Source organism: Streptomyces cavernicola, assembly GCF_029968035.1.
Lineage (GTDB): Bacteria > Actinomycetota > Actinomycetes > Streptomycetales > Streptomycetaceae > Streptomyces > Streptomyces cavernicola.
The window spans coordinates 1-26,278 of sequence record NZ_JASCIQ010000031.1; the positions used below are offsets into that span (position 1 = coordinate 1).

Annotated in this window: 23 protein-coding genes and 2 pseudogenes; 7 read left to right on the plus strand and 18 right to left on the minus strand. The window is 71.9% G+C overall.

Going from position 1 to position 26,278, the window contains the following annotated elements; translation table 11 throughout:
- The 4 genes and pseudogenes from QIS96_RS26005 to QIS96_RS26020 all read right to left on the minus strand — a co-directional run.
- A partial coding sequence (locus QIS96_RS26005; protein WP_282545173.1) for a TetR/AcrR family transcriptional regulator occupies window positions 1-618 on the minus strand: 618 nt, incomplete at its 3' end.
- A 113-nt stretch (window positions 619-731) separates the two neighbouring features.
- A complete protein-coding gene (locus tag QIS96_RS26010) occupies window positions 732-2,693 on the minus strand; it encodes a caspase, EACC1-associated type (protein WP_282545174.1) in 1,962 nt (653 codons plus the stop codon).
- Complete coding sequence (locus QIS96_RS26015) at window positions 2,690-3,061, minus strand: effector-associated constant component EACC1 (RefSeq protein ID WP_282545175.1); 372 nt, start codon at window positions 3,059-3,061, stop codon at window positions 2,690-2,692. The genes QIS96_RS26010 and QIS96_RS26015 overlap by 4 nt, the downstream gene beginning before the upstream one ends.
- Window positions 3,062-3,228: 167 nt before the next feature.
- Window positions 3,229-3,300 (minus strand): annotated as a pseudogene (locus QIS96_RS26020) (ATP-binding protein); the annotation flags it as partial.
- A 1-nt stretch (window position 3,301) separates the two neighbouring features.
- Between QIS96_RS26020 and QIS96_RS26025 the strand changes: the two are divergent.
- Together QIS96_RS26025 and QIS96_RS26030 are read left to right on the plus strand one after the other, a co-directional pair.
- A pseudogene (locus QIS96_RS26025) lies at window positions 3,302-3,952 on the plus strand (Scr1 family TA system antitoxin-like transcriptional regulator); the annotation flags it as partial.
- On the plus strand, window positions 3,949-4,152 hold the full coding sequence (locus tag QIS96_RS26030; protein ID WP_282545176.1) for a DUF397 domain-containing protein: 204 nt from the start codon (window positions 3,949-3,951) through the stop codon (window positions 4,150-4,152). The pseudogene QIS96_RS26025 and the gene QIS96_RS26030, both read left to right, overlap by 4 nt.
- Before the next feature lie 20 nt (window positions 4,153-4,172).
- Here QIS96_RS26030 and QIS96_RS26035 read toward each other — a convergent pair whose 3' ends face one another.
- Window positions 4,173-4,463, minus strand: a complete 291-nt coding sequence (locus QIS96_RS26035) for a YiaA/YiaB family inner membrane protein (protein WP_282545177.1) — start codon at window positions 4,461-4,463, stop codon at window positions 4,173-4,175.
- A 61-nt stretch (window positions 4,464-4,524) separates the two neighbouring features.
- The gene (locus tag QIS96_RS26040; RefSeq protein WP_282545178.1) at window positions 4,525-5,676 is read right to left on the minus strand and encodes an acyl-CoA dehydrogenase family protein; all 1,152 of its coding nucleotides are present in this window, start codon (window positions 5,674-5,676) and stop codon (window positions 4,525-4,527) included.
- A gap of 63 nt (window positions 5,677-5,739) precedes the next feature.
- Here QIS96_RS26040 and QIS96_RS26045 point away from each other — a divergent pair, with 63 nt between their 5' ends.
- Both QIS96_RS26045 and QIS96_RS26050 read left to right on the plus strand, forming a co-directional pair.
- Window positions 5,740-6,408 (plus strand): TetR/AcrR family transcriptional regulator, encoded by a 669-nt coding sequence (locus QIS96_RS26045; RefSeq protein WP_282545179.1) that lies wholly within the window; start codon window positions 5,740-5,742, stop codon window positions 6,406-6,408.
- Window positions 6,409-6,483: 75 nt separating this feature from the next.
- Window positions 6,484-7,446 (plus strand): DMT family transporter, encoded by a 963-nt coding sequence (locus QIS96_RS26050; protein ID WP_282545180.1) that lies wholly within the window; start codon window positions 6,484-6,486, stop codon window positions 7,444-7,446.
- Here the strand turns inward: QIS96_RS26050 and QIS96_RS26055 are convergent.
- From QIS96_RS26055 to QIS96_RS26100, 10 genes are all read right to left on the minus strand, one after another.
- On the minus strand, window positions 7,412-8,743 hold the full coding sequence (locus tag QIS96_RS26055; protein WP_282545181.1) for an MFS transporter: 1,332 nt from the start codon (window positions 8,741-8,743) through the stop codon (window positions 7,412-7,414). The two genes, QIS96_RS26050 and QIS96_RS26055, sit on opposite strands and share 35 nt — an antisense overlap.
- Before the next feature lie 385 nt (window positions 8,744-9,128).
- On the minus strand, window positions 9,129-10,211 hold the full coding sequence (locus QIS96_RS26060) for a Zn-dependent alcohol dehydrogenase (RefSeq protein ID WP_282545182.1): 1,083 nt from the start codon (window positions 10,209-10,211) through the stop codon (window positions 9,129-9,131).
- Between the two features lie 50 nt (window positions 10,212-10,261).
- On the minus strand, window positions 10,262-11,650 hold the full coding sequence (locus QIS96_RS26065; RefSeq protein ID WP_282545183.1) for an aldehyde dehydrogenase family protein: 1,389 nt from the start codon (window positions 11,648-11,650) through the stop codon (window positions 10,262-10,264).
- 188 nt (window positions 11,651-11,838) lie between these two features.
- On the minus strand, window positions 11,839-13,383 hold the full coding sequence (locus QIS96_RS26070) for a SulP family inorganic anion transporter (protein WP_282545184.1): 1,545 nt from the start codon (window positions 13,381-13,383) through the stop codon (window positions 11,839-11,841).
- 14 nt (window positions 13,384-13,397) lie between these two features.
- A complete protein-coding gene (locus QIS96_RS26075) occupies window positions 13,398-14,018 on the minus strand; it encodes a carbonic anhydrase (RefSeq protein WP_282545185.1) in 621 nt (206 codons plus the stop codon).
- 271 nt (window positions 14,019-14,289) lie between these two features.
- The gene (locus tag QIS96_RS26080; protein ID WP_282545186.1) at window positions 14,290-14,718 is read right to left on the minus strand and encodes a hypothetical protein; all 429 of its coding nucleotides are present in this window, start codon (window positions 14,716-14,718) and stop codon (window positions 14,290-14,292) included.
- A gap of 191 nt (window positions 14,719-14,909) precedes the next feature.
- Entirely contained in the window at window positions 14,910-16,175 is a 1,266-nt protein-coding gene (locus QIS96_RS26085) for an MFS transporter (RefSeq protein ID WP_282545187.1), read from the minus strand.
- Window positions 16,176-16,179: 4 nt separating this feature from the next.
- On the minus strand, window positions 16,180-17,607 hold the full coding sequence (locus QIS96_RS26090; protein WP_282545188.1) for a CitMHS family transporter: 1,428 nt from the start codon (window positions 17,605-17,607) through the stop codon (window positions 16,180-16,182).
- 124 nt (window positions 17,608-17,731) lie between these two features.
- Window positions 17,732-20,053 carry a molybdopterin oxidoreductase family protein gene (locus QIS96_RS26095; protein WP_408907255.1) on the minus strand — a complete coding sequence of 774 codons (2,322 nt, stop codon included), beginning with the start codon at window positions 20,051-20,053 and terminating at the stop codon, window positions 17,732-17,734.
- Between the two features lie 110 nt (window positions 20,054-20,163).
- Window positions 20,164-20,775: a TetR/AcrR family transcriptional regulator gene (locus QIS96_RS26100; RefSeq protein ID WP_282545189.1), complete on the minus strand. Its 612-nt coding sequence runs from the start codon at window positions 20,773-20,775 to the stop codon at window positions 20,164-20,166.
- A gap of 140 nt (window positions 20,776-20,915) precedes the next feature.
- On the opposite strand from QIS96_RS26100, the gene hmgA reads away from it, so the two are divergent.
- From hmgA to QIS96_RS26115, 3 genes are all read left to right on the plus strand, one after another.
- Entirely contained in the window at window positions 20,916-22,244 is a 1,329-nt protein-coding gene (gene hmgA, locus QIS96_RS26105) for a homogentisate 1,2-dioxygenase (protein WP_282545190.1), read from the plus strand.
- Between the two features lie 34 nt (window positions 22,245-22,278).
- On the plus strand, window positions 22,279-23,028 hold the full coding sequence (locus tag QIS96_RS26110) for a GntR family transcriptional regulator (protein WP_282545191.1): 750 nt from the start codon (window positions 22,279-22,281) through the stop codon (window positions 23,026-23,028).
- A gap of 74 nt (window positions 23,029-23,102) precedes the next feature.
- Window positions 23,103-24,311 carry a type ISP restriction/modification enzyme gene (locus QIS96_RS26115; protein WP_282545192.1) on the plus strand — a complete coding sequence of 403 codons (1,209 nt, stop codon included), beginning with the start codon at window positions 23,103-23,105 and terminating at the stop codon, window positions 24,309-24,311.
- A 339-nt stretch (window positions 24,312-24,650) separates the two neighbouring features.
- Here QIS96_RS26115 and QIS96_RS26120 read toward each other — a convergent pair whose 3' ends face one another.
- Both QIS96_RS26120 and QIS96_RS26125 read right to left on the minus strand, forming a co-directional pair.
- Window positions 24,651-25,445, minus strand: a complete 795-nt coding sequence (locus QIS96_RS26120) for an ABC transporter permease (RefSeq protein WP_282545193.1) — start codon at window positions 25,443-25,445, stop codon at window positions 24,651-24,653.
- Window positions 25,446-25,542: 97 nt separating this feature from the next.
- Window positions 25,543-26,250 carry a TetR/AcrR family transcriptional regulator gene (locus tag QIS96_RS26125; protein WP_282545194.1) on the minus strand — a complete coding sequence of 236 codons (708 nt, stop codon included), beginning with the start codon at window positions 26,248-26,250 and terminating at the stop codon, window positions 25,543-25,545.
- Between the last annotated feature and the right edge of the window lie 28 nt (window positions 26,251-26,278).

Consider the following 26,278-nt stretch of genomic DNA (forward strand, 5'->3'; position numbering starts at 1 on the left):
CCGCGCTCCCACCATCCGCTGCACGAGGTCGGCGTACATCTCGCCGACCTCGTTCGGCGTCCAGCGCCCGTCGACGTTGAACCAGCGGGCCACGTCGATGCAGAGGGAGAGCACGGCGAGGGTGGTTCCGGAGACGTCCGGCACCTCAAACTCGCCCGCGTCCACGCCGTCGCTGAGGATCCGGCGTACGGCGGCGTCGCAGCGGCGGCGCAGCAGGACGACCTCGGCGCGGTGGTCCTCGGCGAGCGCGTCCAGCTCGTACTGGACGACGCGTGCGGTGGTGTGGTGGCCGGCGTGCCAGACGACGAAGGAGCGCACGGCCTCGGCGAGGCGTTCGGCGGCGCTGCCGGGGCCGTCCGCGGCGGACTCCAGGATGTCGAGCGCCTTGGTGTGACCGATGGTGCTGATCTTGTGGAGCAGCTCTTCCTTGGTCTTGTAGTGGATGTAGAGCGCGGCGGGGCTCATGCCGGCGCGGCCGGCGATGTCACGCGTGGTGGTCGCGTGGTATCCGCGCTCGGCGAAGGCCTCCACCGCGGCGATCAGCAGCCGCCTGGCCGCGTCGGGCGTCACCTCGCCCCACGGCATGTCCTCGCCGCCGGTCTCCTCCGCGGTACTCATCCAGGGCCCCTTCCCTCTCGCAGGACGAACACCATACCCCTGCGGGTGAGCAAGCGCTTAGGGTTGGGGCCCGGTCCTTGTGCTGTCAGGACCTCTGAGACGGAGTCCACCAGTCATTGCAACCGAACCGCGAAGGCATACAGCCTGGTGATCTGGTGCTTGCTGTCGTTGTCGTCCGAGACGAGGTACAGCGGGTATCGGCCCTCGTACTGCCCCGTCTTCCACCGCGGGCCAAGAGCCATGCCCTCGACATTGCCCAGCAGCGGATTGACTTGGGCCGACTTCGCGTCCACTACTCCCTCACCGCCGGCCGGACAGTCTCGTAGGTCGAAGAGTTGCTTGCTGGCGATGAAGTGGTCCGCTGTCAGTGGGTAGATCGACTCTTCGTCGGTGACGTCCTGTGCACCGTCGAGCTTCAGATCCGTGACGTGAACGGCGTTGCCGATCCCCTCCGTGTACGCGCGCTGCAGCGCAAGCAGCCGGTTCTCTCCGACGGCCACCAGGTCCACGAGGTTCAACCCCGCCGGCATCCGCAGTGGGTACTGGCGGTCCGGTTTGTAACTCTTGCCCGGGGAGCCTTTGTAGCGCTGGATACGCATCAGGTTGTTGCCTCGGTCGTCGCCGTCCTGAGCCAGCGGCGCCTCCAACGCCACATACAGATAGCTGCCGTCCGGACTGACGGCGAGCGACTCGATCGTGCGGCCCTCCTGTGCGCCGCCCTTGGGCCATTCCCTGAATGCATCCGGCAGGGGAAGCTCGTCGCCCATCTGGTCACCGCTGTCAACGTCGAATCGACGGATGGCCGGCCCGGTTTCCGATGCCACCAGCATCGTCTTTCCGCCCTGCTCCACGACCAAGGCTTCCCCGTCGAAAGGCGGGTCGTAGATGTTCTTGCCGTCGCTCAGTGTCGTGCCCGTATCAACCTCGGGCTTCAACTCGGTAGCCGCGCCCAGGTTCAGCGGGAAGACCCTGCCCGGCTCGTTGTCCGCGATGGCAAGCGCCTCGTCGGACGACCCTGGCAGCAGGGTGATGCCGGACAGGCCGGAGACGTTCTCGTTGTCCACTTCGACCTTGTCGAGGGCGTCGGAGTAGTCCAGCAGCGTTGCCCCCTCCGAACAGGCCCCACCGGCCGGTTCGGGATTCCACTTCTCCCACATGGCCAAGGCCGGGCCCACTCCCAACCCCAGCGCGAGGCCCGCTGCCCCGGCGGTGAACAGCCATCGCAGGCGCGGCCGGCGCGGCTGTTCCGGACCCGGATCGTCGCGCTCCGGAGATGGCGGTAGGGCCGCATTGCGTACGAAGTCGAGTCCGCCCACACCGTTCACGGCCCGGGACTGCGGTTCCTGATGAATCCTGGGCCTGAGGGCCTCAAGTTCCACCTTGACCTGCTTGAAGAGCGCATCGAGCCCCAGCATCTCGGGCCCGTTCGAAATTCCCCCACGCATGACCTTCACGAGCGCTTCGGTGAAGGCGGTGCAACTTTCAGGGTGAGGAGCGTGGGACAACCTGTTACGGGGGGCCGAGGTCATCACATACGAGCCGTCGGAAACGTTGTCGTCCGGGGGCGTCAACGTCTCCACGGCCGCCTTCGGGCCAAGCTCGGCGCCGGACAGGGTGTCTTCCAGGAACCGACCGCTGTAGCAGCAGTCGAGAAGCAGCACACGGCGCCGGGCCGACCCATGGTCGCGCATGGCCTGGCGGATGTACTTGGAGTGCACCGAAGCGTACGACTCCTCTGCCACTGAATCGGGAAGGGTCAGGTAGAGCTCCTGGTCCTCCCTGTCCACCACGCCATGCCCGGCGTAGTACACGATCAGGGTGTCTTTGGCTCTCTTCGCGGCTTGGATGATCGGACGGATCAACGCCGCGCTGTCCTTCGGGTTCGGTACCGACACGATGGACTTGCTGTCGTCAGGTATTCCCCACACCGTTTTGTCGGTCAGGACCGCGCGTAGTTCGGTCAGGTTGTTGGTGACACTGGGCAGTCGGTTGAGGTACGTGTACTCGCTGACTCCGATCAGCACACAGACGGAGTTCTTCGGGTCGATCCGGCCTGCCGGATCGACCGTGCTCACCGGGATCCCCCGGAACCGGGCTCGCCTTCGTCGGGCTCCGGGTCCGGTTCCTGGAGCGCACGGAGGACCCTCTCGACCTGATCGGGAGTCAGCTCGGAGAGCGTGAGCCTGGTGCCGTGCTCCTTTCGGCTCGCACGCCACGCCGCGTACGCCGGCGGCAGTTGGGCGAGGGCACCTGCCGCACCGATCACAGCGACGACGGCCTCGATGCTGACGCCCATCGCACCGGGCGGCAGCTGCCGCTCGACTCCCTCGATGCGGACTCCGCCACGCAGTGCCCTGTCATCGGCGAGCCACGCCCGAAGAGACTCCAGGTCTTCGTTGCGCTCATCCTCGGCGATCCCGACCAGTTCGAACTTGATCTCCATCGCGTCCCCCAACCCTCGCGAACGGGAAGTCGAGCTGCACGTCACCTCGGTCACGGACGACCGTGACAACCACCAATTACGGTACAGATCAAGGGACTTCACGCACCAGTGAACAGGACGGAGATGCCCGGGAGTTCCCGCCCGAGCCGCAAACGTGATACGTGGCCCTACAGATCCAGTTCGGCGCGGACCGTCTTTCCTACGGGAAGCCGGTCAAGCACCGCCCATCGGTCGGCCAGCGTCCCGTACTCGGTCCAGACCGTCGCCAAGATCGAACAGGGGCGGCGCTTTCCGCAGCCGGACTTCGTGGAGCGGGCGGAGGAGATCCTGGACGCGTTCGGGGCGCTGCGGGGTGCGGCGCGGCATCTGTCCCGGCAGCCGGGGTTGGCGAGTTGGTTCCGCCAGTGGGCGAAGTTCGAGGCGGAGGCGGTGAGTCTGTACACGGCCCCCGCTTCCGGACGAGCAACAGCTGAGCGAGCGCATCGCCGCACGCCTGGCCCGCCAGCACCTGCTGGCGACGAGCCGGACACCGCCGACGGCGTTCAGCTTCATCGTGGAGCAGGCGGTGCCGGACCGGCACACGGGCGGGGAGAGTGTGACGCGGGAGCTGTACGACCACTTGGTGGGCGTGGTCGAGCGGCATGGAACGTGGAGTTCCAACTGATGCCTCTGCGGCAGCCGGTGCATGCGGGGTTGGATGGCCCGATGCGGCTGGCCGAGACGGGCGACAATTGCTGGTTCGGCTACTCGGAAGGCCAGGAGAACGGGCGCCTCATCACCGATGCGAAAGAGATCAGCCGCCTCCATCAGCGCGATGCCAGGATGCGCTCACAGGCCCTGACCCCCGAGGATTCCTTGGGCCTGTTGAAGCGAATGCGAGGAGCGCTATGAGCACGTCCGAACTGGCCTGGTTCAAGAGCAGTTACAGCGGCTCGCAGGGTGACGACTGCGTCGAGGTGGCGATGTCCGGGACGGGCTCGGAGTCGACCGGAACGGTCCACGTACGGGACTCCAAACTGCGGCAGAGCCCGCAGCTGGCCGTGACCCCCGAACCGTGGCGGCGCTTCCTCTCGTACGCAAGGCACGCCTGAAGCCGAACCGGTCGGGACCGCTAAGGCGTCTTGAACGGGTCGTGGTCCGCGAGGATCTTCTCCATCCTCGCCTGGTCGACCCGGCTGACCAGCGCCCCCGCCTCCTGTCGGTCCCGGACCACCTTGGCGAGGGTGAAGGACGACGTGACCAGGTACAGCATCGCGATGGCGAGGAAGGCCCGGATCCAGACGTCGACGTCCATGTAGAGGATGGCGATCACGACGGCCGCAAGGGCGACCGCGAAGGACGCCACCGCCATGCCGTAGTACGCGGCGGTGTTCTGCTGCTTGATCGGCGCTTCGGATGTCATGCCCCAGAGCATCGGCCCGCAAGGCCGAAACCCCTATCCGTACAGGTACTCAACTGCGTACTCAGAACGCCGAAACCCCGGTCAGGGCGCGTCCGATGACGAGTTTCTGGATCTGGCTCGTGCCCTCGTACAGCGTCATCACGCGGGCGTCGCGCAGGAGTTTGCCGACCGGGTACTCGTCGATGTAGCCGTAGCCGCCGAAGACCTGCAGGGCGTTGTTGGCCGCGCGGACCGCCGCCTCGGAGGCGAACAGCTTGGCCTTGGAGGACTCGGTGGTGAAGGGCCGGCCGCGGTCGATGAGGTCCGCGACCCGCCAGGTCAGCAGCCGGGCGGCGTCCACGTCGACGGCAATGTCGCTGATCAGTTCCTGGACGAGCTGGTGCTGCGCGATGGGCTTGCCGAACTGCTCGCGCTCGCCCGCGTACCCCACCGCCGCGTCGAGCGCCGCCTGCGCGATGCCGACGCAGCCCGCCGCGACCGACATCCGGCCCTTGGCGAGCGCCGACATGGCGACCGAGAACCCCTTGCCCTCGGTCCCGAGCATCGCGCTCGCCGGCACCCGTACGCCCTCCAGGACCAGCTCGGCGGTGGCCTGGCCGCGCAGGCCGAGCTTGCCGTGGACGGTGCGGCGGGTGAGGCCGGGGGTGTCTGTGGGGATCAGGAAGGCGGAGACGCCGCGGTGGCCGGGCTCTGCGCCGGTGCGGGCGAAGAGCAGGACGACATCGGCCCAAGTCCCGTTCGTGATGAACATCTTGGCGCCGTCGATGACGTACGAGTCGCCGTCCCGTACGGCCCGCGTGCTGAGGTTGCCCGCGTCGGAGCCGGTGCCGGGCTCGGTGAGGCCGAAGCAGCCGACGTACGCGCCGGAGGTGAGGCCGGGGAGCCACTGCTGCTTCTGCTCCTCGGTCCCCCAGGACGCGATGGTCTTGCCGACCAGGCCGAGCGAGACGGAGACGATGCCGCGCACGGACGAGTCGCCACGGCCCAGCTCCTCCGTCACCAGGCAGTACGCGAGGTGGTCGCCGCCGGAGCCGCCGTACTCCTCGTCGATCGTGAGGCCGAGGAAGCCGACCTCGCCGAGCTTCTTCACGATGGACCGGTCGACGCTCTCGGCCCGGTCCCACTCGACGACGTGGGGTGCGATCTCCCGGTCGACGAAGTCCCGTGCGAGCTGCCGGACGGCGTTCTGTTCCTCGCTCAGCTCCAGGTTCACGCGGTCCAGCTCCTTTTAATTACCACTGCTAGTTTTATGCTCGCAGGCCCTACTATGAGCCGCATGGCCCGCCCGCGCAAGCCCCTCCTCAGCCGAGACAGAATCGTCGACACGGCGCGCGCGCTCGTGGACGCCGAAGGGCTCGCGGCGCTCTCCACCCGCCGGCTCGCCGCCGAGCTGGGCGTGAGCGGGCCCTCGCTCTACAACCACTTCCGCACCAAGGACCAGATCCTGGAGGCGGTCGCGGACTCGGTGAGCGCGCGGGTCGACCTGGCGATGTTCGAGGACGGCAGGCCCTGGCGCACCGCCCTGCACGACTGGGCCGTCTCCTACCGCGCCGTGCTCACCGAGCACCCGAACATCGTCCCGGTGCTCGCCCAGGGTCCGGGCCGCCGCCCGGCCGGACTCCGGCTCGCCGACGCGGTGTTCGGCGCGATGACGGCCTCGGGCTGGCCGCCCGCGCAGGCCACCTCGATCGGCGCCCTGATGCGGTACTTCGTGATGGGCTCCGCGCTCGGCTCGTTCGCGGGCGGCTTCGTCGACGACGAGACGGCGTACGACCCGGCCGACTACCCGCACCTCGGCCAGGCCCACCTGCTCGCCGAGCGGCAGGAGAAGGTCGACGAGCGCGCCTTCGAGACCGGCCTGCAGGCCCTGCTCGACGGCCTCGCGGTGCAGTACGAGGCGCTGGCCCCGCGGGAGCGCAACAGGCGCAGCGCGCATGACGATTGACGGCTCCCGGCACGACGATTGACGGCTCCCGTCAATTCGTTCGGCGCCGAAGTGTTCCGCCCGTAGCGTCGTCCCATGAGTTCTTCCACGCCGCGGGCCGGCCGCCGACCCGAGGTGCTCGCGATTGCGGCCGCCACCGTGACCGTCGTGCTGTGGGCGTCCGCGTTCGTCTCCATCCGCAGCGCCGGCGCGGCGTACTCGCCGGGTGCGCTCGCCCTCGGCCGGCTGCTCTCCGGCACCGTGGTCCTCGCGCTGATCTGGGCGCTGCGCCGCGAGGGGCTGCCGCCGCGGGCCGCCTGGCCGGGCATCGCGGTCTCCGGCGTGCTGTGGTTCGGCCTTTACATGGTGGCGCTCAACTGGGGCGAGCAGCTGGTCGACGCGGGCACGGCCGCTCTCGTCGTGAACGTCGGGCCGCTGCTCATGGCGCTGCTCGGCGGGTGGCTCCTGAAGGAGGGGCTGCCGCCGCGGCTGCTCGCCGGGATGGCCGTGTCCTTCGGGGGCGCGGTGGTCGTGGGCCTGTCCATGTCGGGCGGCGGGGACGCCTCGCTGCTCGGGGTCGCGCTCTGCCTGGTGGCGGCGCTCACGTACGCGAGCGGTGTCGTCGCGCAGAAGCCCGCCCTGCGGTACGCGAGTCCGCTGCAGGTCACGACGTTCGGCTGCGCGATCGGGGCGGCGGCCTGCCTGCCGTTCGCGGGGCGGCTGCTCGACGAGGCCGCGCGCGCCCCGCTGACGGCCACGCTCAACATGGTCTACCTGGGCGTCTTCCCGACGGCCCTGGCGTTCACGACCTGGGCGTACGCCCTGGCCCGTACGACGGCGGGGAAGATGGGCGCGACCACCTACGCGGTGCCGGCGATCGTCGTCCTGATGTCCTGGCTGGTCCTGGACGAGGTGCCGGGGTGGCTCACGCTGCTCGGCGGCGTCTGCTGCCTCGCGGGCGTGGCGGTGTCGCGCTCCCGGCCGCGCCGGTCCCGCGACACCGCCCCGGTCCCCACACCCGAGGTCAGCGGGCGGCCGCCCGCCCGGCGAGCACCTTGATGCTGATCAGGGCGACCGCGGCGAGCAGGATGATGTACGCCGACACCGACATCGACGTGCCCGTCAGTTCGAGCAGCAGTACCATCACGAACGGTGCGAGCCCGCCACCCGCGACGGCCGCGATCTGGTAGCCGAGCGAAGCGCCCGTGTACCGCATCTCGGCCGTGAACAGCTCGGCGAACAGGGCGGCCTGGGGCCCGTACATGATGCTGAGGAAGCAGCTGCAGACGAAGGTGCCGACGGCCAGCCAGAGCAGTGAGCCGGTGTCGATGAGCAGGAACATCGGCACCGCCCACACCAGGAGTCCGACCGCGCCGAGCCCGTAGATCCTGATCCGGCCGATGCGGTCCGAGAGGGCCGCGGAGAGCGGGATCAGGGCGAGCTGGGTGAGGCTGATGCAGAGCGAGACCATCAGCACCGACTCGCGCTCCATGTGCAGGTGGCGGGTCGTGTAGTCGAGCACTCCGGTGATGATGATGTAGAAGGTCGCGGTGTTCACGGCGAAGGAGCCGCCCGCGAGGAACACCGTGCCGAGGTGCTCGCGCAGGATCGTGCGCAGCGGGGAGCGCTTGTCGCCGTCACCCTTCTCCTGCTCGGCGAGCGCCTGCTCGGCCTCCTTGAACGCGGGGGTCTCCTCGACCCGCGCGTGGATGTACCAGGCCAGGGCGAGGACCAACAGGCCGACCAGGAACGGCAGTCGCCAGCCCCAGGCCGCGAAGGCGCTCTCGCTGGTGAACGCCCCGGCGGCGAGGAAGACGGTGTTGGCCGTCACCACGCCGATGGGCACGCCGAGTTGGACGAGGCTGCCGTACAGGCCGCGCTTGCCCTCGGGGGCGTACTCGGTGGCCATCAGCATCGCCCCGCCCCACTGGGCGCCGACGGCCACGCCCTGCATGACGCGCAGCAGGACCAGGAGCAGCGGGGCGGCGATGCCGATCGTCTCGTACGTGGGGAGCAGGCCGATGCCCGTGGTGGCGAGGCCCATCAGGGTCAGGGCCATGACCAGCATCGGCTTGCGGCCGCGCTTGTCGCCGAGCTGGCCTGCGATGACGCCGCCGATGGGGCGGGCGAGGAAGCCGACGGCGAAGGTCGCGAACGAGGCGAGGACGCCGGCGGAGGGGCTGCCCGCGGGGAAGTAGAGCTCGCCGAGGACGAGGGCGGCGGCGATGCCGAAGACGAAGTAGTCGTACCACTCGACGGCAGAGGCGAGCGCGGCCGCGGTGGCCACCCTGCGGCGGTGCTTGTCCGTGGGGCCTTGGGTGATTTCGGGCGTGACTGCGGAAGGTGCCGAGTCCATGCGGATGCACACTCCGGTGGGTGCGGGGACGGTGGAGTCGGGGGGCGGCGCCGGTGATGTGCGGGGAACGTACCGACCAGTCGGTGCGCGGTCAACGGGTCGCGCGGTCACAGTTTTTGCTGCGGGTTTGCCCCGGGGTCGCTTTGTTTTTGGGCAGCACGACGGCCCCGGCCGCGGGGGCGTGCGGTCGGGGTCGTGGGTGGGTGCGGGTGCGCGCGGGGCGCGATGTTCCCCTCCCCGCCCCTTCCCGAAAGTCCTGCCGGACGGGCCTCCTCAATCGCCGGAGGGGCTCAAATTTGAGCCCCTCCGGCGATTGAGGAGCGGGGGCCTGGGGGCTGGCCCCCAGTTCGGGAAGGGGCGGGGGCGGGTAGGGGAAAAAGAACGGCTAGTCGGAGACCACCAGCGCCCGCCCGCCCCTGCCCGCCAGCATGTTCGCGAAGGCCGCCGGGATCCCGTCCAAGCCGATCCGCTCCGTGACCAGGGAGCCCAGGTCGAGGCGGCCCGCGCGGACGTGTTCCGCCAGGACCGGCAGGTCACGCGCAGGGTCGGAGTTGCCGTACACGCAGCCGGACAGCGTGCGGCCCCAGTGGAAGATCTCCAGCGCGTTGAAACTGACCTGCTGGTCCTTGCCGCCGATGCCGACGACCGTCGTACGCCCGCCGCGCCGCGTCGACTCCCAGGCCGTACGGATCGTCACCGCGCGGCCCACGCATTCGACGGCCACGTCCGCACCCTGGCCGCCGGTCAGCTTGCGGATCTCGCGCGCGGTGGTGTCGGAGGCGACGACGTACTCGGTGGCGCCGGCCGCGCGGGCCAGCTCCTCCTTCTCCGGGGAGACGTCGACGGCGACGATCGGGCCCGCGCCCGCGATCCGCGCGGCCTGCAGCGTGGCGAGGCCCACCCCGCCGACGCCGAAGACGGCCACCGACTCGCCCTCGCGCACCCGCGCCGAGTGGTGGACCGCCCCGTACCCGGTGAGGACCGCGCAGCCGAGGAGGGCCGCGTCGGCGAGCGGTACCCCGTCGGGCACGGGCAGCACGCAGTCGGCGGCGACGACGGTCTCCTCGGCGAACGCGGCGACGTTCAGGCCGGGGTGCAGCTCGGTGCCGTCGGGCAGCTTCGCGTAGACGTCCGCCGCGCCGGCGAGGGCGTTGGCGCAGAGCCACACCTCGCCGATCGAGCAGGCGTGGCAACTCCCGCAGGACGGGGCCCAGTTGAGGACGACGCCGTCGCCGGGGGCCACGTGGGTCACGCCCTCGCCCACGGAGACGACGGTGCCCGCGCCCTCGTGGCCGAGCACGCAGGGCGTGGGCACCCGCATGGTGCCGTTGGACAGGGACAGGTCGGAGTGGCAGACCCCGGCGGCGGCGAGGCGGACCCGCACCTGGCCGGGGCCGGGCTCGGGGAGGTCGATCTCCACTATCTCCAGGGGAGCGTCGACGGCGGGCAGGACTGCGGCGCGGACCACGTTGCGTACTCCTAGTTCGGAAGTTCAGCCAGTTCGGAAGTTCAGCCGGTTCAGAACTGCAGGGACTTGGTCTGGAGGTACTCGCCCAGGCCGTGCGGGCCCAGCTCGCGGCCGACGCCGGACTGCTTGTAACCGCCGAACGGGGCCTGCGGGTTGAAGCGGCCGCCGTTGATGTCGACCTGCCCGGTGTCCATGCGGCGCGCGAACGCGACGGCCTCCGCCTCGTCGCCGGCCCAGACCGCGCCGGCGAGGCCGTAGACGGTGCCGTTGGCGATGGCCAGGGCCTCGTCCTCGTCGGCGTACTTCAGGATCGACAGGACCGGGCCGAAGATCTCCTCCTGGGCGATCGTCATGTCCGGGCGCACGTCCGCGAAGACGGTGGGGGTGATGAAGTACCCCTTTTCGTAAGGGGATTCGGGGCCGCCGACGACCACGCGGGCGCCTTCCGCCACGCCCTTCTCGATGTAGCCGCGCACCCGCGCCTGCTGCTTGGCGTTGACGACGGGGCCGATGCGCTCGCCGTACTTGGCGGCGGCCGCGGCGGCGAGCTCGACCGCCTCGTCGTACCGGTCTGCGTGCACGAGCATCCGGGTCCAGGCGCTGCAGGTCTGGCCGGAGTTGGACATCACGTTGGCCACGCCGACGTTGACGGCCTTCGCCAGGTCGGCGCTCGGCAGGATCACGTTGGCGGACTTGCCGCCCAGCTCCAGGGCGACCGGCTTGATCGCCGCGCCCGCGGTGGCGCCGATCTGCTTGCCGACGGCGGTGGAGCCGGTGAACGAGACCAGGTCGACGCCCTCGTGCTCGGCGAGCGCCTGCCCGGCGACCGGGCCGAGCCCGGTGACGAGGTTGAACACCCCGGCCGGTACACCCGCCTCGTGCGCGGCCTCCGCGAAGAGCTGCGCGACGAGCGGGGTGTCCTCGGCGGGCTTGAGGACCACGGTGCAGCCGGCGGCGAGCGCGGGCGCGACCTTGGCGACGATCTGGTGCAGCGGGTAGTTCCAGGGCGTGATCGCGCCGACGACGCCCACCGGTTCGAGCAGCACGGTGGAGTTGCCGATCTTCGCCTCGAAGTCGTACGACGCGGCGAGTTCCGCGTACGAACCGGCCACGGCGATCGGCACGCCCGCGTGCACCATCTGCGAGAACGGCAGCGGCGAGCCCAGCTCGGCGGTGACGGTCTCGGCGATCTCGTCCTTGCGGGCGACCAGGACGTCCCGCAGGGCGCCGATCAGGGCCGCGCGCTCGGCGGGCGGGGTCGCGGACCAGCCGGGCAGCGCCGCGCGGGCGGCGCGCACCGCCGCGTCGACGTCCGCCGCGGTGCCGGCCGGGACGTGGGCGATCACCTGCTCGTCGACCGGGTTGACCACCGCGATGGTGTCCGCGCCTGTGGCGGGCCGCCATTCGCCGCCGATGTACATGCCGTCGTGCGCCTTCATGGCACTCCTTCCGAGCCTGCTGCCGTGGTCCTTGACCTGAGTCCGCGACCCAAACTAGCGGTGTTAGTTTTCGGGCGCCAGGGTCCCCCGGGTCATCTGGGTCACTGCGGTCCCGGGTGCAGCGTACGGCCGTACGGAACGGCCCGGCGGTGGGATGCGCCGCCGAGCCGTTCGCCGTACCGGAAGGGTCAGACCTCGGCTCCGGCGGCCACGGTGACCTTCACCGGCGGCGCGGCGCCCGCGAGCGCGTTGTGCCGCTCCTCCCAGGTGGCCAGGGCCAGCGCGCAGGCGTGGTCGACGTGGCGCAGGCCGCTGAGGTCGAGGTGCAGCTCGCGGTCGGCCGGCAGGGACTCCAGGGAGTCGAGCAGCTTGGGCAGGCGCAGGAAGGTCGCGTTGCCCAACACCCTTATCTTCAGGGCGGGTTGAGCGCCCTGAAGCGCGCCTTCCTCGGCGACCGGCTCTTCCGTGACCTCGATGTGGACGTGGCTGACCTGCCAGGCCGTCTTGGCGACGGCGAGGAACAGGCCGATGAGGACGCCCTCGAAGAGGTTGCCGACGACGATCGCGACGGCCGTGACCACCAGGATCGCCAGCTCGCCCCGGTGCTCGCGCCACAGCGGCCCGAGGTCCTTCCACGGCACGAGCTTGAACCCGGCGTGCACCAGGACGCCGGCGAGCGCGGCGACCGGGATGACACCGAGCGCGGCCGGGAACGCCGCGGCGAAGACGAGCAGCCAGACGCCGTGCAGGACCCGGGACGCCTTGGTGCGGGCGCCCGCCTGGACGTTGGCCGCGCTGCGCACGATCACCGCGGTCATGGGGAGCGCGCCGAGGGCGCCGCAGACCGCGTTGCCCGCGCCCTGGGCCATCAGCTCCTTGTCGTAGTCGGTGCGCGGGCCGCTGTGCAGCCGGTCGACGGCGGCGGCGCTGAACAGGGACTCGGCGGAGGCGATCAGGGCGAACGCGAGCACCGTGCCGAGCATCGCCACGTCGGCGAGCGCCGCGAACTCGGCCCCGCCGGGCGGCTGTACGGCGTCGAGCAGGCCCTTGACCTGGACGCGGGCGACGGGCAGACCGAACACGGCGACGGCGAGCGTGGCGGCGGCGACGGCGACCAGCGGGGCGGGCAGGACCCGGGCGGCGGCCTTCCAGCGCGGCCACAGGGCGAGCAGCGCGATGGTGCCGACGCCGACGCAGAGGGCGGCGAGCGCCTCGGGCGAGGCGGCCACGTCGAGGACGAGTCCGGGCAGCCCCGCGAGCTTGCCGAGGCCGCTGCCGGGCGCCTCCAGGTCGGCCAGGGCGTACACCTGCCCGGCGATCAGGACGAGCCCGATACCGGCCAGCATGCCCTGCACCACGGCGACCGAGATGGCCCGGAACCAGCGGCCCAACTTCAGGGCGCCCATGGCGAGTTGGAGCAGTCCCGCGGCGAGCACGAGCACGCCGAGCGCGGCGAGTCCGTACGTCTGCACGGCCTCGTAGACGAGCACGGTGAGGCCGGCGGCGGGGCCGCTGACCTGCAGGGAGCTGCCGGGCAGGAAGCCGGTGAGGAGGCCGCCGACGATGCCGGTGACGATCCCGAGCTCGGCGGGCACGCCGGAGGCGACGGCGACGCCGACGCACAGCGGAAGGGCGACGAGGAAGACGACGACGGAGGCGGTCAGGTCATACCGGAGGGCGCCGCGGGGGCGGCTTCCGGGTGCGGTTTCCGGGGTGGACGGGGGGTTGGGCATCGGTTCGGTTCCCTTCACAGCGGCAGGAAGGCGTCGGCCGCCGGGTCGTGCTCCATGACCAGGCCGGTGTCGATCGCGTAGTACCAGCCGTGCAGGCGCAGCCGCCCGGCCGCCGACCCCGCGCGTACGCAGGGGTATTGGCGGAGTCGGTCGAGCTGGGCCTTGACGTGGCGCTGCACGTGGCCGGCCACCTGGGCGTCGTCGTCGACGCCCGCCTCGGGGTCGCGGACCGGGAGGTGCGGGAGCTGGCGCTCCAGCCAGCCGGCGACGGCGGGCACGGCGGCGAGGTCCTCGCCGTGCACGCGGGCGCGGACGGCGCCGCAGTGCGAGTGGCCGCAGACCACGATGTCGGGGACGCGGAGCACGCTCACCGCGTACTCGATGGTGGCGGCCTCGCCGCTGGCGCCTTCGGCTCCGCCGTACTCGGGCACGGCGTTGCCCGCGGTGCGGAGCTCGAAGAGCTGGCCGGGGCGGGCGCCGGTGAAGAGGGACGGGATCACGCGGGAGTCGGAGCAGGTGATGAACAGGGCCTCGGGGGACTGGCCTTCGGCGAGGCGGCCGTAGGCCTCGCGCTCCTCCCCCGCGGCGGCGATGCGGCCGGGGAAGTTGCGGGCATGGTCGATGAACGAGTGCATGAGGGTTCCTCCTGGCGTTCCACGCCGGGCGGTTGAGGCAGCACCCTTCGCCGGGGCGGCGAAGGGTGCTGCCTCGGTCGGTGTGTGCGCCGGCCGTGCCGCCGTCGGGAAACGTGGTCGGTCGGGGGTGGTGCCGATGTGCGGTGCAGGTCGGGCGCCCGGGGGCCGCGTGGTGTGCGCCGAAGGGGCCGGGGCCGCGCGGTGGCCTACGGGAGAGGCGTCGCGGGGCGGGTGCCGTTCGGGGGCGCGGGCCGGGGCGGGCGGCCGGGGCTCAGCAGCGGAAAACCTGCAGGAGGGCGGGGCGTTCGCCGGGGTCGAGGGGCGCGGCGACGGCGGCGTGCCCGGTGGCGGACCTCGGGGTGCGCGCCGTGTGCGCGGCGGGCTCGCGGGCCGTGCATGCGGTGCAGGGCTCGGTCTGGAGCACGGGCGCGGCGACCGACGCGCGGTTCGCGCGTCGGTGCCGGCAGTCGTCGAACGGGCCGGGGTGGCGGTCCTGTTCGGCGTTGGACGCGCCGAAGCCTCGGGCCGTGCCGGCGACGGGGCCGGCGGCGGGGGCTGCGGCGACCGCGGCGTACGGGGTGTCTGCCGCGGGGTGTTGGGGGCCCGATCGGGCCACGGCGGTGTCCGCGGCGACCGCGAGGGCGAGGAGGGTGCACAGAGCGGCGGTCAGCGCACCGAGCAGGGCGCGGCACCGACGCATCTCAACCCCCTTGCACCTCGGGCACCTCTGGACGGTTCACTCCTGGAACGGCAAACGCCGCTTGCGCCTCGGGCGCTGCGGTGGTCGCCAGGCGGTGATCACCATTGTGCCCAAGTGCCGTGACCAGTGTGCGGGTTGGCATGTGAATGCTGGGTTAACTCGGCAGCCGGGGGTGGCTGGATTCACCCTGCTCAGTGCCGTGCGCGGTCCTTCGCGGCGGGCTTCGCGCCCTGTGCGCCGGTCGTGCTTTGCGTCCGCAGAGCGTCGCGCGGAGCGCCCCGCAGGCCGCCGCGCAGGCCGAGTCCCGCGGCGGTCGTGAGGAGCACGCCGAGCATCAGGAACGGTGCGGCGGCGCCCGCGACTCCGGCGACGAGTCCGGCCGACGCGGGGGCGGCGACCTGGCCGAGCCGGTTGCCGGTCAGACGCAGTGCGAGGGCGGTGGAGCGGGCGCCGTCGGGGGCGGCCTGGACGACGGTCGTCATGGACAGCGGCTGGCCCACGCCGAGGCAGAAGCCGAGCACGGCGAGCATCAGGGCGAGCGCCCACACCGGTACGGGCAGGGCGATCCCGGCGCAGAGCAGGCCGCCGACCAGGCAGGTCACCACGAGCAGGGCGGTGCGGCCGACGATCCGGATCATGGGCGTCATGACCAGGCGGCAGGCGATGGTGGCGGCCGCGCGCAGGCTCAGGAGCAGGCCGATCGTGGCGGGCGCGATGCCGCGGTGCTCGCCGACGACCGGCAGGTAGGCGGTGAGGATGTCGGTGGCGGAGAGCACGGCCAGGCTGATGAAGATGCCGGCGGGGACGCCGCGGGTGCGCAGGATGCGGTGGACGGGGACCCGGTCGGCGGCTTCCTTGCGGGTTCCGGCGGCGGTGCGGTGCTCGATGCGCCAGAGCGAGGTGAAGGCGACGGCGGCGACCGCGGCGGAGACGAGCAGGGCGAGTGCGCTGGTGCGCGCCATCGCGCCGTCCTGCTCGGAGATGAGGAATCCGGCGGCGATCGGGCCGACGAGCTGGCCGAGCGAGGCGCCGATCGTGAAATGGCCGAAATTGCGGTCCTGTTCGGCGGGTGCGGACTGCCGGGCGACGATCGACTGGGCACCGATCACGAAGCAGAGGTGCCCGAGCCCCATGACGCCGCTCCAGGCGGCCATGGCGGTCAGGGAGTTCGCGGCGCCGCTCAGGGCGCAGCCGCCGGCGATCAGGACGACGCCGACGGGCAGCAGCGGCGCGCACCGGCCGTGGTCGGTGCGGCGGCCGAGGGGGACGGCGGCGAAGAGCGGGAGCAGTGCGTACACGCCCGCGATGACGCCGACGGCGCGTTCGTCGGCGCCGAGGGCGAGGGCCCGGTAGGACACGGCGGGCCGTGCCATCGACACCGCCCCCTGCGCGAAGCTGAAGGCGATGACGAGGCGCAGCAGCCACGTCCTTCCGGGCCCTGCACTGCCGTCGGTCATGGGCTCAGACGATCCCGAAGAGGATGGCGGAAGCGAGCACCACGAGCGAGGTGAGCGCGGCCCATTTGACGGTGAACCTGGTGTGGTCGCCGAACTCGACCTTGGCCATGCCGACGAGGACGAACACGGCGGGCACCAGCGGGCTCGACATGTGCAGGGGCTGTCCTGCGATGGAGGCGCGGGCGATCTCCACCGGGGCGATGCCGTGGGCGGCGCCGGCCTCGGCGAGCACGGGGAGGACGCCGAAGTAGAAGCCGTCGTTGGACATGAAGTAGGTCAGCGGCAGGGAGAGGAGGCCGGTGACGAGGCCCATCTGGGAGCCCATGGCGTCGGGGATGGAGCTGACCATCCACTTGGCCATCGACTCGACCATGCCGGTGCCCTGCAGGACGCCGGTGAAGACGGCGGCGGCGAAGACCATGCCGGCGACGTTGAGGACGTTCTCGGCGTGGGCGCCGATGCGGGCCTTCTGGTCGGTCATGTTGGGGAAGTTGACCGTGAGCGCGAGCGCGGCGCCGAGCAGGAAGAGGACCGGGATCGGCAGCCACTCCATGATCATGGCGGTGAGCAGGACGACCGTGAGCAGCGCGTTGAACCAGTACAGCTTGGGGCGCAGGGTGGCGCGGTTCGGGTCGAGCCCGGAGAAGACCTCGCCGTCCTCGTTCTCGTACGAGGGAGCGCTGTGGTCACCCGAGCCGGAGCCGGAGCCCTTGCCCGAAGTGCCCTTGCCGGAGGTGCCGTTGCCGACGCCCGCGCCGACGAGGACCTTCTCGTCCGCGGTCTCGGTGACCGTCTCGGTGACCTCGCCGAGGGAGAGGTGGCCGAGGCGCTTGCGCTCACGGCGGCCGAGGACGTACGAGAGGGCGAAGACGGCGAGGAGGCCGACCGCGAGCGCCGGGATCATCGGCACGAAGATGTCGGTGGCGTCGACCTTGAGGGCCGTCGCGGCGCGGGCGGTGGGGCCGCCCCAGGGGAGGGTGTTCATGACGCCGTTGGCGGTGGCGGCGACACCGGTCAGCACGACCAGGCTCATCTTCAGGCGCTTGTAGAGCGGATACATCGCCGAGACGGTGATCATGAAGGTGGTCGAGCCATCGCCGTCGAGCGAGACGATCGCGGCGAGGATGGCCGTGCCGACGACGATCCGCATCGGGTCCGCCTTGCAGAACCGCAGGATGGCTCGGACGATCGGGTCGAACAGGCCGACGTCGATCATGACGCCGAAGTAGACGATGGCGAACATGAGCATCGCGGCGGTGGGCGCGAGATCAGTGACGCCGTCGAGGACGTAGTCCCCTAGCTTCGCTCCTTGTCCGACGAAGACGCAGAACAGCGCGGGAATGAGCACCAGTGCCGCTATCGGCGACATCTTCTTCATCATGATCAGGACCAGGAAGGTCGCGATCATGGCGAAGCCGAGGATTGTCAGCATTTGGGGCCTCTCACGTTCGCCCTTGAACTCCCACCACCAGGGCCGGCGGTTCGCATGACGTTAAGACCCGCTATTCATCGTTAACAAGACGTTGACATGCGAGCAATAAGAGCAAAACTCCAGGTCACAGCGTTGCCTGCGGGTTCGTGGCCTCCTCGTCGACGGGTGTGAGCAGAACCGGCACCCCGTTGAGCACCGCGGTCCCCGACAGCGGGTCCAGGAGCGTCCCGTCGAGCAGCTGGTTGCTGTTGACCCCGGGCGCGGCCGTCGCGACGGTCGTACGGGTGCCGGGCCGGTCGTGGCCCCAGCCGTGCGGCAGGCTCACGACGCCCCGGCGTACGGCCGCGGTGATCTCGGCGGGGGCCTCGATCTCTCCCCCGGCGCCCTTGACGCGTACGGGAGCGCCGTCGGCGATGCCGGCGCGGGCGGCGTCCTCGGGGTGGATCTGCAGCGTGCAGCGGTTGGAGCCGCGGTTGAGTACGGGCACGTTGTGCAGCCAGCTGTTGTTGGACCGCAGATGGCGGCGGCCGACGAGGACGAGGCCTTCGAGGGGGTCGCGGTCCAGGGCGGCGCGCAGGCGGGGCAGGTCGGCGGCGACGGGCTCGGGGAGCAGCTCGACGCGGCCGCTGCGGGTGCGGAGCACTTCGGGAAGCCGGGGCTTCAGGGGCCCGAGATCGATGCCGTGCGGGTGGTCGAGCAGCCGGTCGAGGCTGAGCCCCTCCGGCTGGGCCCCGAAGCCGTCGCCGTACGGGCCGAGGCGCAGCATCAGGTCGAGGCGGCGTTCGGCGCCGGTCTCGCCGGTGAGGAGGCCTGCCAACTCCTTCGGGTCGCGGCCGTGCACGGGCGCGTGTGGGTCGGCGACGGCCTTGCCGAGGGTGCGCCCGATCACCAGGTCGTCCACGGCGTGCGCCGGCGCCCCGTGCATCCCGGAGACGGCGAGGACGAGCCGAGCGTGGATCTCGCACTCGTCGAGACCGCCGTCCTGGAGCGGTACGGCGGCGCGGGTGTAGCGGACCTGGTTGCGTACGGCGAGGGTGTTGAACGCGAAGTCGTAGTGGGCGCTCTGCGCGGGCGGCGGCGGGGGCAGCACCACCTGCGCGTGCCGCGAGGTCTCGTTGAGGTACGGGTCGACGCTCACCATGAAGTCCAGGCTCGCGAGCGCCGCGTCGAGGCGGCCGCCGTCGGGTGCGGAGAGCACCGGGTTGGCGGCGATCGCGACGAGCGCGCGGATGCGGCCCTCGCCGGGGGTGTCGATCTCCTCGGCGAGCGCGGCGGCCGGCAGCTCGCTCTTGAGCTCGGGGTGGCCGCTGACCCGGCTCGTCCAGCGCCCGAGCCGGAAGCCCTTGCCCGGGGCGGCGGGGCGGGGCGCGCGGTCGGTGGCGGAGAGCGGGAAGAGGGCGCCGCCCGGCCGGTCGAGGTTGCCGGTGAGGACGTTCAGGACGTCGACGAGCCAGCTCGCGAGGGTGCCGAACTCGACGGTGCAGGTGCCGATGCGGCCGTACACGGCGGCGGTGGGCGCGGCGGCGAGCTCCCGGGCCAGCTCCCGGATCCCGGCGGCGGGCAGGTCGCAGCCGGCGGCGACGGCCTCGGGGCTGAACTCCCGTACAGCGTCCCGGACTTGGGCCACGCCCTGCACGTACACGTCGAGACGGCCGAGCGCGATCAGGTCCTCCTCGAAGAGGACGTGGACGAGCGCGGCGAGCAGCAGGGCGTCGGCGCCGGGGCGGATCGCGAGGTGGCGGTCGGCGAGCTGCGCGGTGCGGGTGGCGCGCGGGTCGACGACGGTGAGGGTCCCGCCGCGCTCGCGCAGCGCCTTGAGGCGGCCGGGGAAGTCGGGCGCCGTGCACAGGCTGCCGTTGGACTCCAGCGGGTTGGCGCCGAGGAGCAGCAGGCAGTCGGTGCGGTCCAGGTCCGGCACGGGGATCGCGAACGGGTCGCCGAAGAGGAGCCCGCCGGAGACGTGCTTGGGCATCTGGTCGAGGGTGCTGGCGGTGAAGAGGTTGCGGGTGCCGAGGGCGCTCAGGAGGGCGGGCGGGTAGAGGGCGCCGGCCATGGTGTGCACGTTGGGGTTGCCGAGGACGACGCCGACCGCGTTCGGCCCGTGCTCCTCGACGAGCGGCCGTATCCCTGCGGCGACCGCGTCGAAGGCCTCCTCCCAACTCGCCTCCTGCAGCGTGCCGTTGCGGCGGACCAGGGGGCGCGTGAGCCGGTCCGGGTCGCCGTCGAGCGCGCCGAAGGCGGCGCCCTTGGGGCAGACGAAGCCGCGACTGAACACATCGTCGCGGTCGCCGCGCGCGCCCGTGACCCGGGTCCCCTCGATGGTGAGCGTCAGGCCGCAGGTGGCCTCGCAGAGCGGGCAGATGCGGGGCGCGGTGCGGGACTCGGCGCCGGCCTCGGTGCGGTTCTCGGTGCGGGCGGTAGGCGCGGTACGGGCGTTGCGGGACACGGGCCCTCCCTGGGGCGGCAGCAGCGGCGCACGATCCGCCCCGAGCATACCGACCGGTACGCACGGGGGCGAGGGCCTGGCGGGAGGTTCGCTCGCCGTACTCCCCGGCTTCAGTCCAGGGACCGCGCCAGGTAGGCGTGCAGCAACTCCCGGGTCTCCGCGATCAGTTCGGGGTCCCCTTCGGGGCTCACCCGGAACGCCAGGCGCAGTACGGCGTCCGCGGCCTCCACACCGACCAGGAGGCAGCGGCGCAGTCCGGCGTCGAGCGGGCGTCCCAGGTGCCCGGCGAGCAGGTCGGCGAGGCGGTCGGCGAGCAGGTGGTTGGCCTCGGACGGCGCCTGCACGGGGCCCGCGAAGTCGACCAGGGTGAAGCCGGGGACGACGCGCTTCATCGCCAGGTACTCCTCCAACCCGGCGTCGACCGCGGTCCGCCAGTCGTCGTGCCCGACCGTCGCGAGCCGGCCGGAGATGCGCTCCGTGTACCGGTCGAGGTTGCGCTGCCCGAGGGCGTCGGCCATGGCGCGCTTGTTGCCGAAGAAGCGGTAGACGGAGCCGATCGGCACGTCCGCGCGCTCGGCGACGGAACGCGTGCTCAGGGCCTCGTACCCGACCTCGTCGAGCAGGCCCGCGCAGGCGTCGAGAATCCGGTTCAACCGCTCGGCGCTGCGCTGTTGCACGGGGGTACGGCGGAGGTTCGCCTTCGGCTCAGGGGTCCAGGACATGCGGGTGAGGGTAGCGGCCGAGCCGCCCGTACCCGTTGACGGAACCCCACCGCAATCCTACGGTGGCCCATAGGATTCAGTGATCCAGAGTTTCAGTGATCCAGCGGACGCAGAGATTGCTTCGGCAGCGGGGAGCGCAGATGAGCGGGACCGAGCAGGCGCGGAAGGCGGCGGAGGGGCTGACCTACCTCTCCGGATTCGGCAACGAGCACAGCAGCGAGGCCGTCCCCGGCGCTCTGCCCGACGGCCGGAACTCCCCGCAGCGCGCACCCCTCGGGCTGTACGCCGAGCAGTTGAGCGGCAGCGCGTTCACCGAGCCGCGGGCGCACAACCGCCGCTCGTGGCTGTACCGCATCCGCCCCTCCGCCGCGCATCCGGCGTTCACGCGGATCGACAACGGCGGGGTGCGCACCGCCCCGTTCACCGAGTCCGTGCCCGACCCCAACCGGCTGCGCTGGAACCCACTGCCGGAGCCCGCGCCCGGCACGGACTTCCTGGACGGCCTGTGGACGGTCGGCGGCAACGGCGACGCGACGCAGCGCACCGGTATGGCCGTGCATCTGTACCACGCCAACTCCCCCATGGAACGGCGGGTGTTCAGCAACGCCGACGGCGAGCTCCTGATCGTGCCCGAGCACGGCGGCCTGCTGCTCCGCACCGAACTCGGCCTGCTGCGGGCCGAGCCGGGCGAGGTCGCGCTGATCCCGCGCGGGGTGCGCTTCCGCGTGGAGCTGCTCGACGCGACCGCCCGCGGCTATGTCTGCGAGAACTACGGGGCGCCGTTCCGGCTGCCCGACCTCGGCCCGATCGGCGCCAACGGCCTGGCCAACGCACGGGACTTCAGGGCGCCCGTCGCCGCGTACGAGGACGTGGAAGGGGACGTGGAGGTGGTCAACAAGTACTGCGGCAACCTCTGGTCCGCGGTCTACGACCACTCCCCGCTCGACGTGGTCGCCTGGCACGGCAACCATGTCCCGTACGTCTACGACCTGCACCGCTTCAACGTCATCGGCTCGATCAGCTACGACCACCCGGACCCGTCGATCTTCACCGTGCTGACCTCGCCGACCGACACCCCGGGGCTCGCCGGCGTCGACTTCGTGGTGTTCGCGCCGCGCTGGCTGGTCGGCGAGGACACGTTCCGGCCGCCGTACTTCCACCGGAACGTGATGAGCGAGTACATGGGCCTGATCGAGGGCGCGTACGACGCCAAAGCGGAAGGCTTCGTGCCGGGCGGCGGCTCGCTGCACAACATGATGTCGGCGCACGGACCGGACCGGGAGACCTTCGAGAAGGCGTCCGCGGCCGAGCTGCAGCCGCAGAAGATCGACGACGGCTTGGCCTTCATGTTCGAGACGCGCTGGCCGGTGACCCTGGCCCCGCAGGCCGCCGAGGCGTCCTGCCTGCAGACGGGTTACGACGATGTGTGGCAAGGTCTCCAGCGTCATTTCCGGTCAGGAGACGCCTGAGCAAGATGCCCGAGAGATACGGAGCGGAGCAGCCGTGACCGCCTTTGCCCCGGACTCGATCGTCCTCAACCGCAAGCTGCCGCTGTGGTACCAGGTGTCGCAGTCCCTGCGCGCCTCGATACTCGGCCGCACCCCGGACGCGCCGCTGCGCCTGCCCACCGAGGAACAGCTCGCGCTGCACTACGGCGTGAGCGTCCTGACCATGCGGCAGGCGCTCAAAGAGCTGGAGGACGAGGGCCTGATCAGCCGGCACCGGCGGCGCGGCACGTTCATCGAGCCGAGCGCCGAACGCGGCGCTCCGGTACGCCTGTTGGGTTCCGTCGACGCGATCGTTGCGCAGCAGTCCGGCATGCGCACCGAACTCCTCGACCAGGGCAGCGGTCCGGCGCCCGCCGAGGTCGCCGAGTACTTCCCCGGTCTGCCCGCAGTGGCCTCGTACCACCGGCTGCGCAGCGACGAGCAGACCGGGGAGCCGACCAACCACGCGCGCAACTACGTCCGTCCGGACGTCGCCGAGCGGATCGACCCGGCCGATCTGGAGCGCTGGCCGATGACGAAGGTGCTGCGCGACGTGGTCCGCCTGAACATCAGCCGGATCACGGACACCGTGGAGGCGCGGCTCGCGGACCCGGAGACGGCGACGCTGCTCCAAGTCCCGCTGCTCAGCCCGATCCTGCACTACACCGGCGTCACCTACGACGAGGACGGCGAGGTCCTCGACGTCGCCCGCATCCACTACCGCGGCGACCGCTTCTCGTTCACGGTCACCCTGGACGCCCACTGATTCACGGTCGCCCAGGGCACTCGGGTCACCCAGGGCACCCTGGACGCTCACCCGCCACGCCGTACGATCGAGGCGTGACTCACTCGGACGTGGCAGCCGTTTCCGCCGCCCCGCTGCTCGACGATCTGCTGCCCTGGTCGGTCGCTCCGCTGCGGCTCGGCCGCGACTGGCCGATGGCGCCGGACGCGACGTCGCTGAAGGCGCGTTGGACGGCGTTCGTCCGCGCCGACGCCGGCGAGCGGGACGCGCTCCTGCGGCCCAGCCGCTCCCGGACCCTGATCACCTCCGTCGCCCAGCTCCCCGGCCAGTCCAGCGGCACGGGCGCGCTCGCCGCCGAGTCCGGGCCGTGCCCCGAGCCGGTGCGGGTGCTGCATGGGGCGTTCGACGAGCAGTGGCTGCTCCCCGACCACCGGCTGATCGACGCGGCCCGGCCCGAACTGTGGCGGGTCGCCGACGCCGAGCAGCTGTTCCTGGTCGAACCGGGGCACGTGCCGGACTCCGGCGGTCCCGCGCTCGTCGCCACCGCGCTGCTGCCCGACGGCCGCTCCCCCGCCGGGCGGCCCGGCCGCGTCCGCCCGCTGTTCCGCCGCCCCGGCGGGGCCGAACCCAACCTCGCGCCCGGCCTGCTCGACGCCCTCGCGGCCCGGCTCGGCACGGAGGTGCGCCCGGAGGAGGTGCTCGCCTGGTGCCTGGCCGCGGCCCGCCGCACCCCCTCGGGCTGCCGGGTGCCGCTCACCGCCGACCCCGACGTGTGGGCGCACGGCGTCGACCTCGGCCACCGCATCCTCTGGCTGCACCTGCGCACCGGAGAGCGCCCCAAACTCCCCGGCGGCCGCCGCCCGTACGTCCGCTCCGCGCTCCCCGCCCGCCCCACCGAACTGCTCTACGACCGCGAGGAGGAGGCCCTGCACATCGGCGAGGGCCGGATCTCCCCGGTGCCGGCGGCGGCCTGGGACTTCCACGTCTGCGGAGTACGGGTCCTTCAGCTGTGGTTCGAACGGCGTGCGTGGCCGGGCGAGGTCGAGGGGCTTGCGGCGTTGCGCCCGTCGGCTTGGCCGCAGGCGTGGACGTCGGAGCTGCTCGAACTCATCACGGTCCTGGCGCTTCTCGCCGAACTTCGGCCTCGGCAGGCCGAGTTGGTGCGGGCGGTGGGCTCGGCGCCCCTCTCCGCCGGGGCGTTGCGCACGGCGGGCGTGCTGCCCGCACCGGCCACGTCCCGCCGCCCGGCCTCAGTCCTCGACCACCACGAGGAGGGCCCCGGCGGCCAGTTCGCCCTGCTCTAGCCCCACCCCGCCCCTTCCCGGCTGTGTCCGATACGCGGCTGCCGCCGCGTGGCTGCAGCAACTTCGGGGCTGCGCCCCGGACCCGCGTCGTTCGGCTTTCCCGCCATCGTGGCTGGTCGCGCAGTTCCCCGCGCCCCTGTCGGGGCACGTGAAATTCAGCCCCATCCCGCAAAATCCAGCCCCTCCGGCGTTTGAGATGGGGGTCCCCCCTGCTCGAGCGAAGCCGAGAGCTTGGGGGAGGGGGTCCGGGGGCCGGCCCCGTGCCGACGGCGGCCACGCGGCGGCAGCCGCATATCGGACACAGCCGGGAAGGGGCGGGGAGGGGATCAAAGAAAGGCCTCAGCCCACCCCGCCCCGCGCAGGCCGACGCAACCGCCCCCGAGCAACCAACTCAAGCACCGCAGCGACCGCAACCGCCTGCACCGCCATCAACGCAACCAGCACAAACAGCTGAACCGCCCCGGCCTGCACAGGCGACGCCCCACCGAGCAGCATCCCGACGAACGCCCCGGGCAGCGTGACGAGCCCGACCGTACGGGTCTGGTCCAACCCCGGCAGCAGCGCGTCCGACGCGGCTGGCCGCGCGACCAGGAGGCGGGCCTCCGGGTCGGTCAGGCCCAGGGCCATCGCCGCCTCCACCTCCCCCTTCCGAAGCTCGAGTTCGTCCAGTGCACGCCGCCCGCCGAGCACGGTCGCGGTGAGCGCACCGCCGATGAGGATGCCGGCGACGGGAATCAACGCGATCCCCTTGAGCGGCACGAGCCCGGTGAGCAGCAGCGCCAGGACGACGGGGACGACGCCCGCCCCGATGGGCACGGCCGCCCACCACCAGCTGCCGTCGGCGGTGATCCTGCGTCCGGCGGTGCGCGCGGCCACCGCGTACATCAGGACTAGGAAGCCGAGCAGCAGCGGTACGGAGCGGACCACCCAGCCGATCAGCAGGGCGACGACGGCGAGTTGGGCGGCGGCGCGCAGCCCGGCGACGACGATCTCGCGGGCCCGCCCCCGGTCCTCGGCGGGGCTCAGCCGGGCGAGCGCGGCGACGAGCGCGGCCGCGGCGAGGAGCAGGGCGAGGACCGCGCCGAGGGTGAGATTGACGGGGAGCAGCGTGGTGGATGCGGCATACGCGAGCACCCGGCAACCCTAGAGCGAGACCGGCGCCCGCGCGGCTCCGCGACGGCCCCCGACGGCGCCCGACGGCCCGTGACGGCCGCCGTCACTTGCGCGGCCGTCACGCGAAACCGTCGAGCAGCCGCTCCACGGTCCGCTCGAAGGCCTCGTCCGCGTCCGGGGGCGGCGGGCCCTCGGCGAGGAGGGCGGCCAGGCGCGGGTAGGAGCCGGAGGCGACCTGGCTCGCCATGTACGCGCCGCGCACGGCCTGTTCCTGCTCCTCGGTCCAGGGCAGGGAGCGGCTGCGCTCGGCGATGGCCTGTTCGTTGGCGACGGAGATCATCGCGGTGCCGTTGACCATCGCGATCAGCTCCATCTTCGTGCCGCCGGGCGCGTCGAGCGCCTCCAGGCAGCCCAGGCAGTGCTCCAGATACCGCAGGGCGTTGGGGCCGAAGGCGTAGACCGTGGACATGACGTGGGTCAGCCAGGGGTGGCGGTGCAGGATGGCGCGGGTCTGGCGGCCGATGCCGAGCATGTCGGCCCGCCAGTCACCGCTGGGCGGCGCCGAGAGGTCGTACTCGCCGCTGGCCGCGTCGACCATCAGCTCGTACAAGTCCTCCTTGCGCGGCACGTAGTTGTAGAGCGACATGGTGCCGCAGCCGATCTCGGCCGCGATCCGGCGCATCGAGACCGCGTCGATCCCGTCGGCGTCGGCGATCCGCACCGCCGCCGCGACGATGTCGCTCCTGGTGTACCCGGGTTTGGGGCCGCGGCCCGTGCGCTCGGGGCGCGTCCAGATCACTTCGGGTACGGCCGCTCGGCCCGCCATCGATCATCACCTCCCCCTCATCGTAGTT

What these genes read in the sequence shown, in the direction of transcription:
- QIS96_RS26015 (WP_282545175.1), bottom strand. Translation starts at nt 3,061, where the DNA reads ATGGAGATCAAGTTCGAACTGGTCGGGATCGCCGAGGATGAGCGCAAC.
- QIS96_RS26030 (WP_282545176.1), top strand. Translation starts at nt 3,949, where the DNA reads ATGAGCACGTCCGAACTGGCCTGGTTCAAGAGCAGTTACAGCGGCTCG.
- QIS96_RS26035 (WP_282545177.1), bottom strand. Translation starts at nt 4,463, where the DNA reads ATGACATCCGAAGCGCCGATCAAGCAGCAGAACACCGCCGCGTACTAC.
- QIS96_RS26045 (WP_282545179.1), top strand. Translation starts at nt 5,740, where the DNA reads ATGGCCCGCCCGCGCAAGCCCCTCCTCAGCCGAGACAGAATCGTCGAC.
- QIS96_RS26050 (WP_282545180.1), top strand. Translation starts at nt 6,484, where the DNA reads ATGAGTTCTTCCACGCCGCGGGCCGGCCGCCGACCCGAGGTGCTCGCG.
- QIS96_RS26055 (WP_282545181.1), bottom strand. Translation starts at nt 8,743, where the DNA reads ATGGACTCGGCACCTTCCGCAGTCACGCCCGAAATCACCCAAGGCCCC.
- QIS96_RS26065 (WP_282545183.1), bottom strand. Translation starts at nt 11,650, where the DNA reads ATGAAGGCGCACGACGGCATGTACATCGGCGGCGAATGGCGGCCCGCC.
- QIS96_RS26070 (WP_282545184.1), bottom strand. Translation starts at nt 13,383, where the DNA reads ATGCCCAACCCCCCGTCCACCCCGGAAACCGCACCCGGAAGCCGCCCC.
- QIS96_RS26075 (WP_282545185.1), bottom strand. Translation starts at nt 14,018, where the DNA reads ATGCACTCGTTCATCGACCATGCCCGCAACTTCCCCGGCCGCATCGCC.
- QIS96_RS26080 (WP_282545186.1), bottom strand. Translation starts at nt 14,718, where the DNA reads ATGCGTCGGTGCCGCGCCCTGCTCGGTGCGCTGACCGCCGCTCTGTGC.
- QIS96_RS26085 (WP_282545187.1), bottom strand. Translation starts at nt 16,175, where the DNA reads ATGACCGACGGCAGTGCAGGGCCCGGAAGGACGTGGCTGCTGCGCCTC.
- QIS96_RS26090 (WP_282545188.1), bottom strand. Translation starts at nt 17,607, where the DNA reads ATGCTGACAATCCTCGGCTTCGCCATGATCGCGACCTTCCTGGTCCTG.
- QIS96_RS26100 (WP_282545189.1), bottom strand. Translation starts at nt 20,775, where the DNA reads ATGTCCTGGACCCCTGAGCCGAAGGCGAACCTCCGCCGTACCCCCGTG.
- hmgA (WP_282545190.1), top strand. Translation starts at nt 20,916, where the DNA reads ATGAGCGGGACCGAGCAGGCGCGGAAGGCGGCGGAGGGGCTGACCTAC.
- QIS96_RS26125 (WP_282545194.1), bottom strand. Translation starts at nt 26,250, where the DNA reads ATGGCGGGCCGAGCGGCCGTACCCGAAGTGATCTGGACGCGCCCCGAG.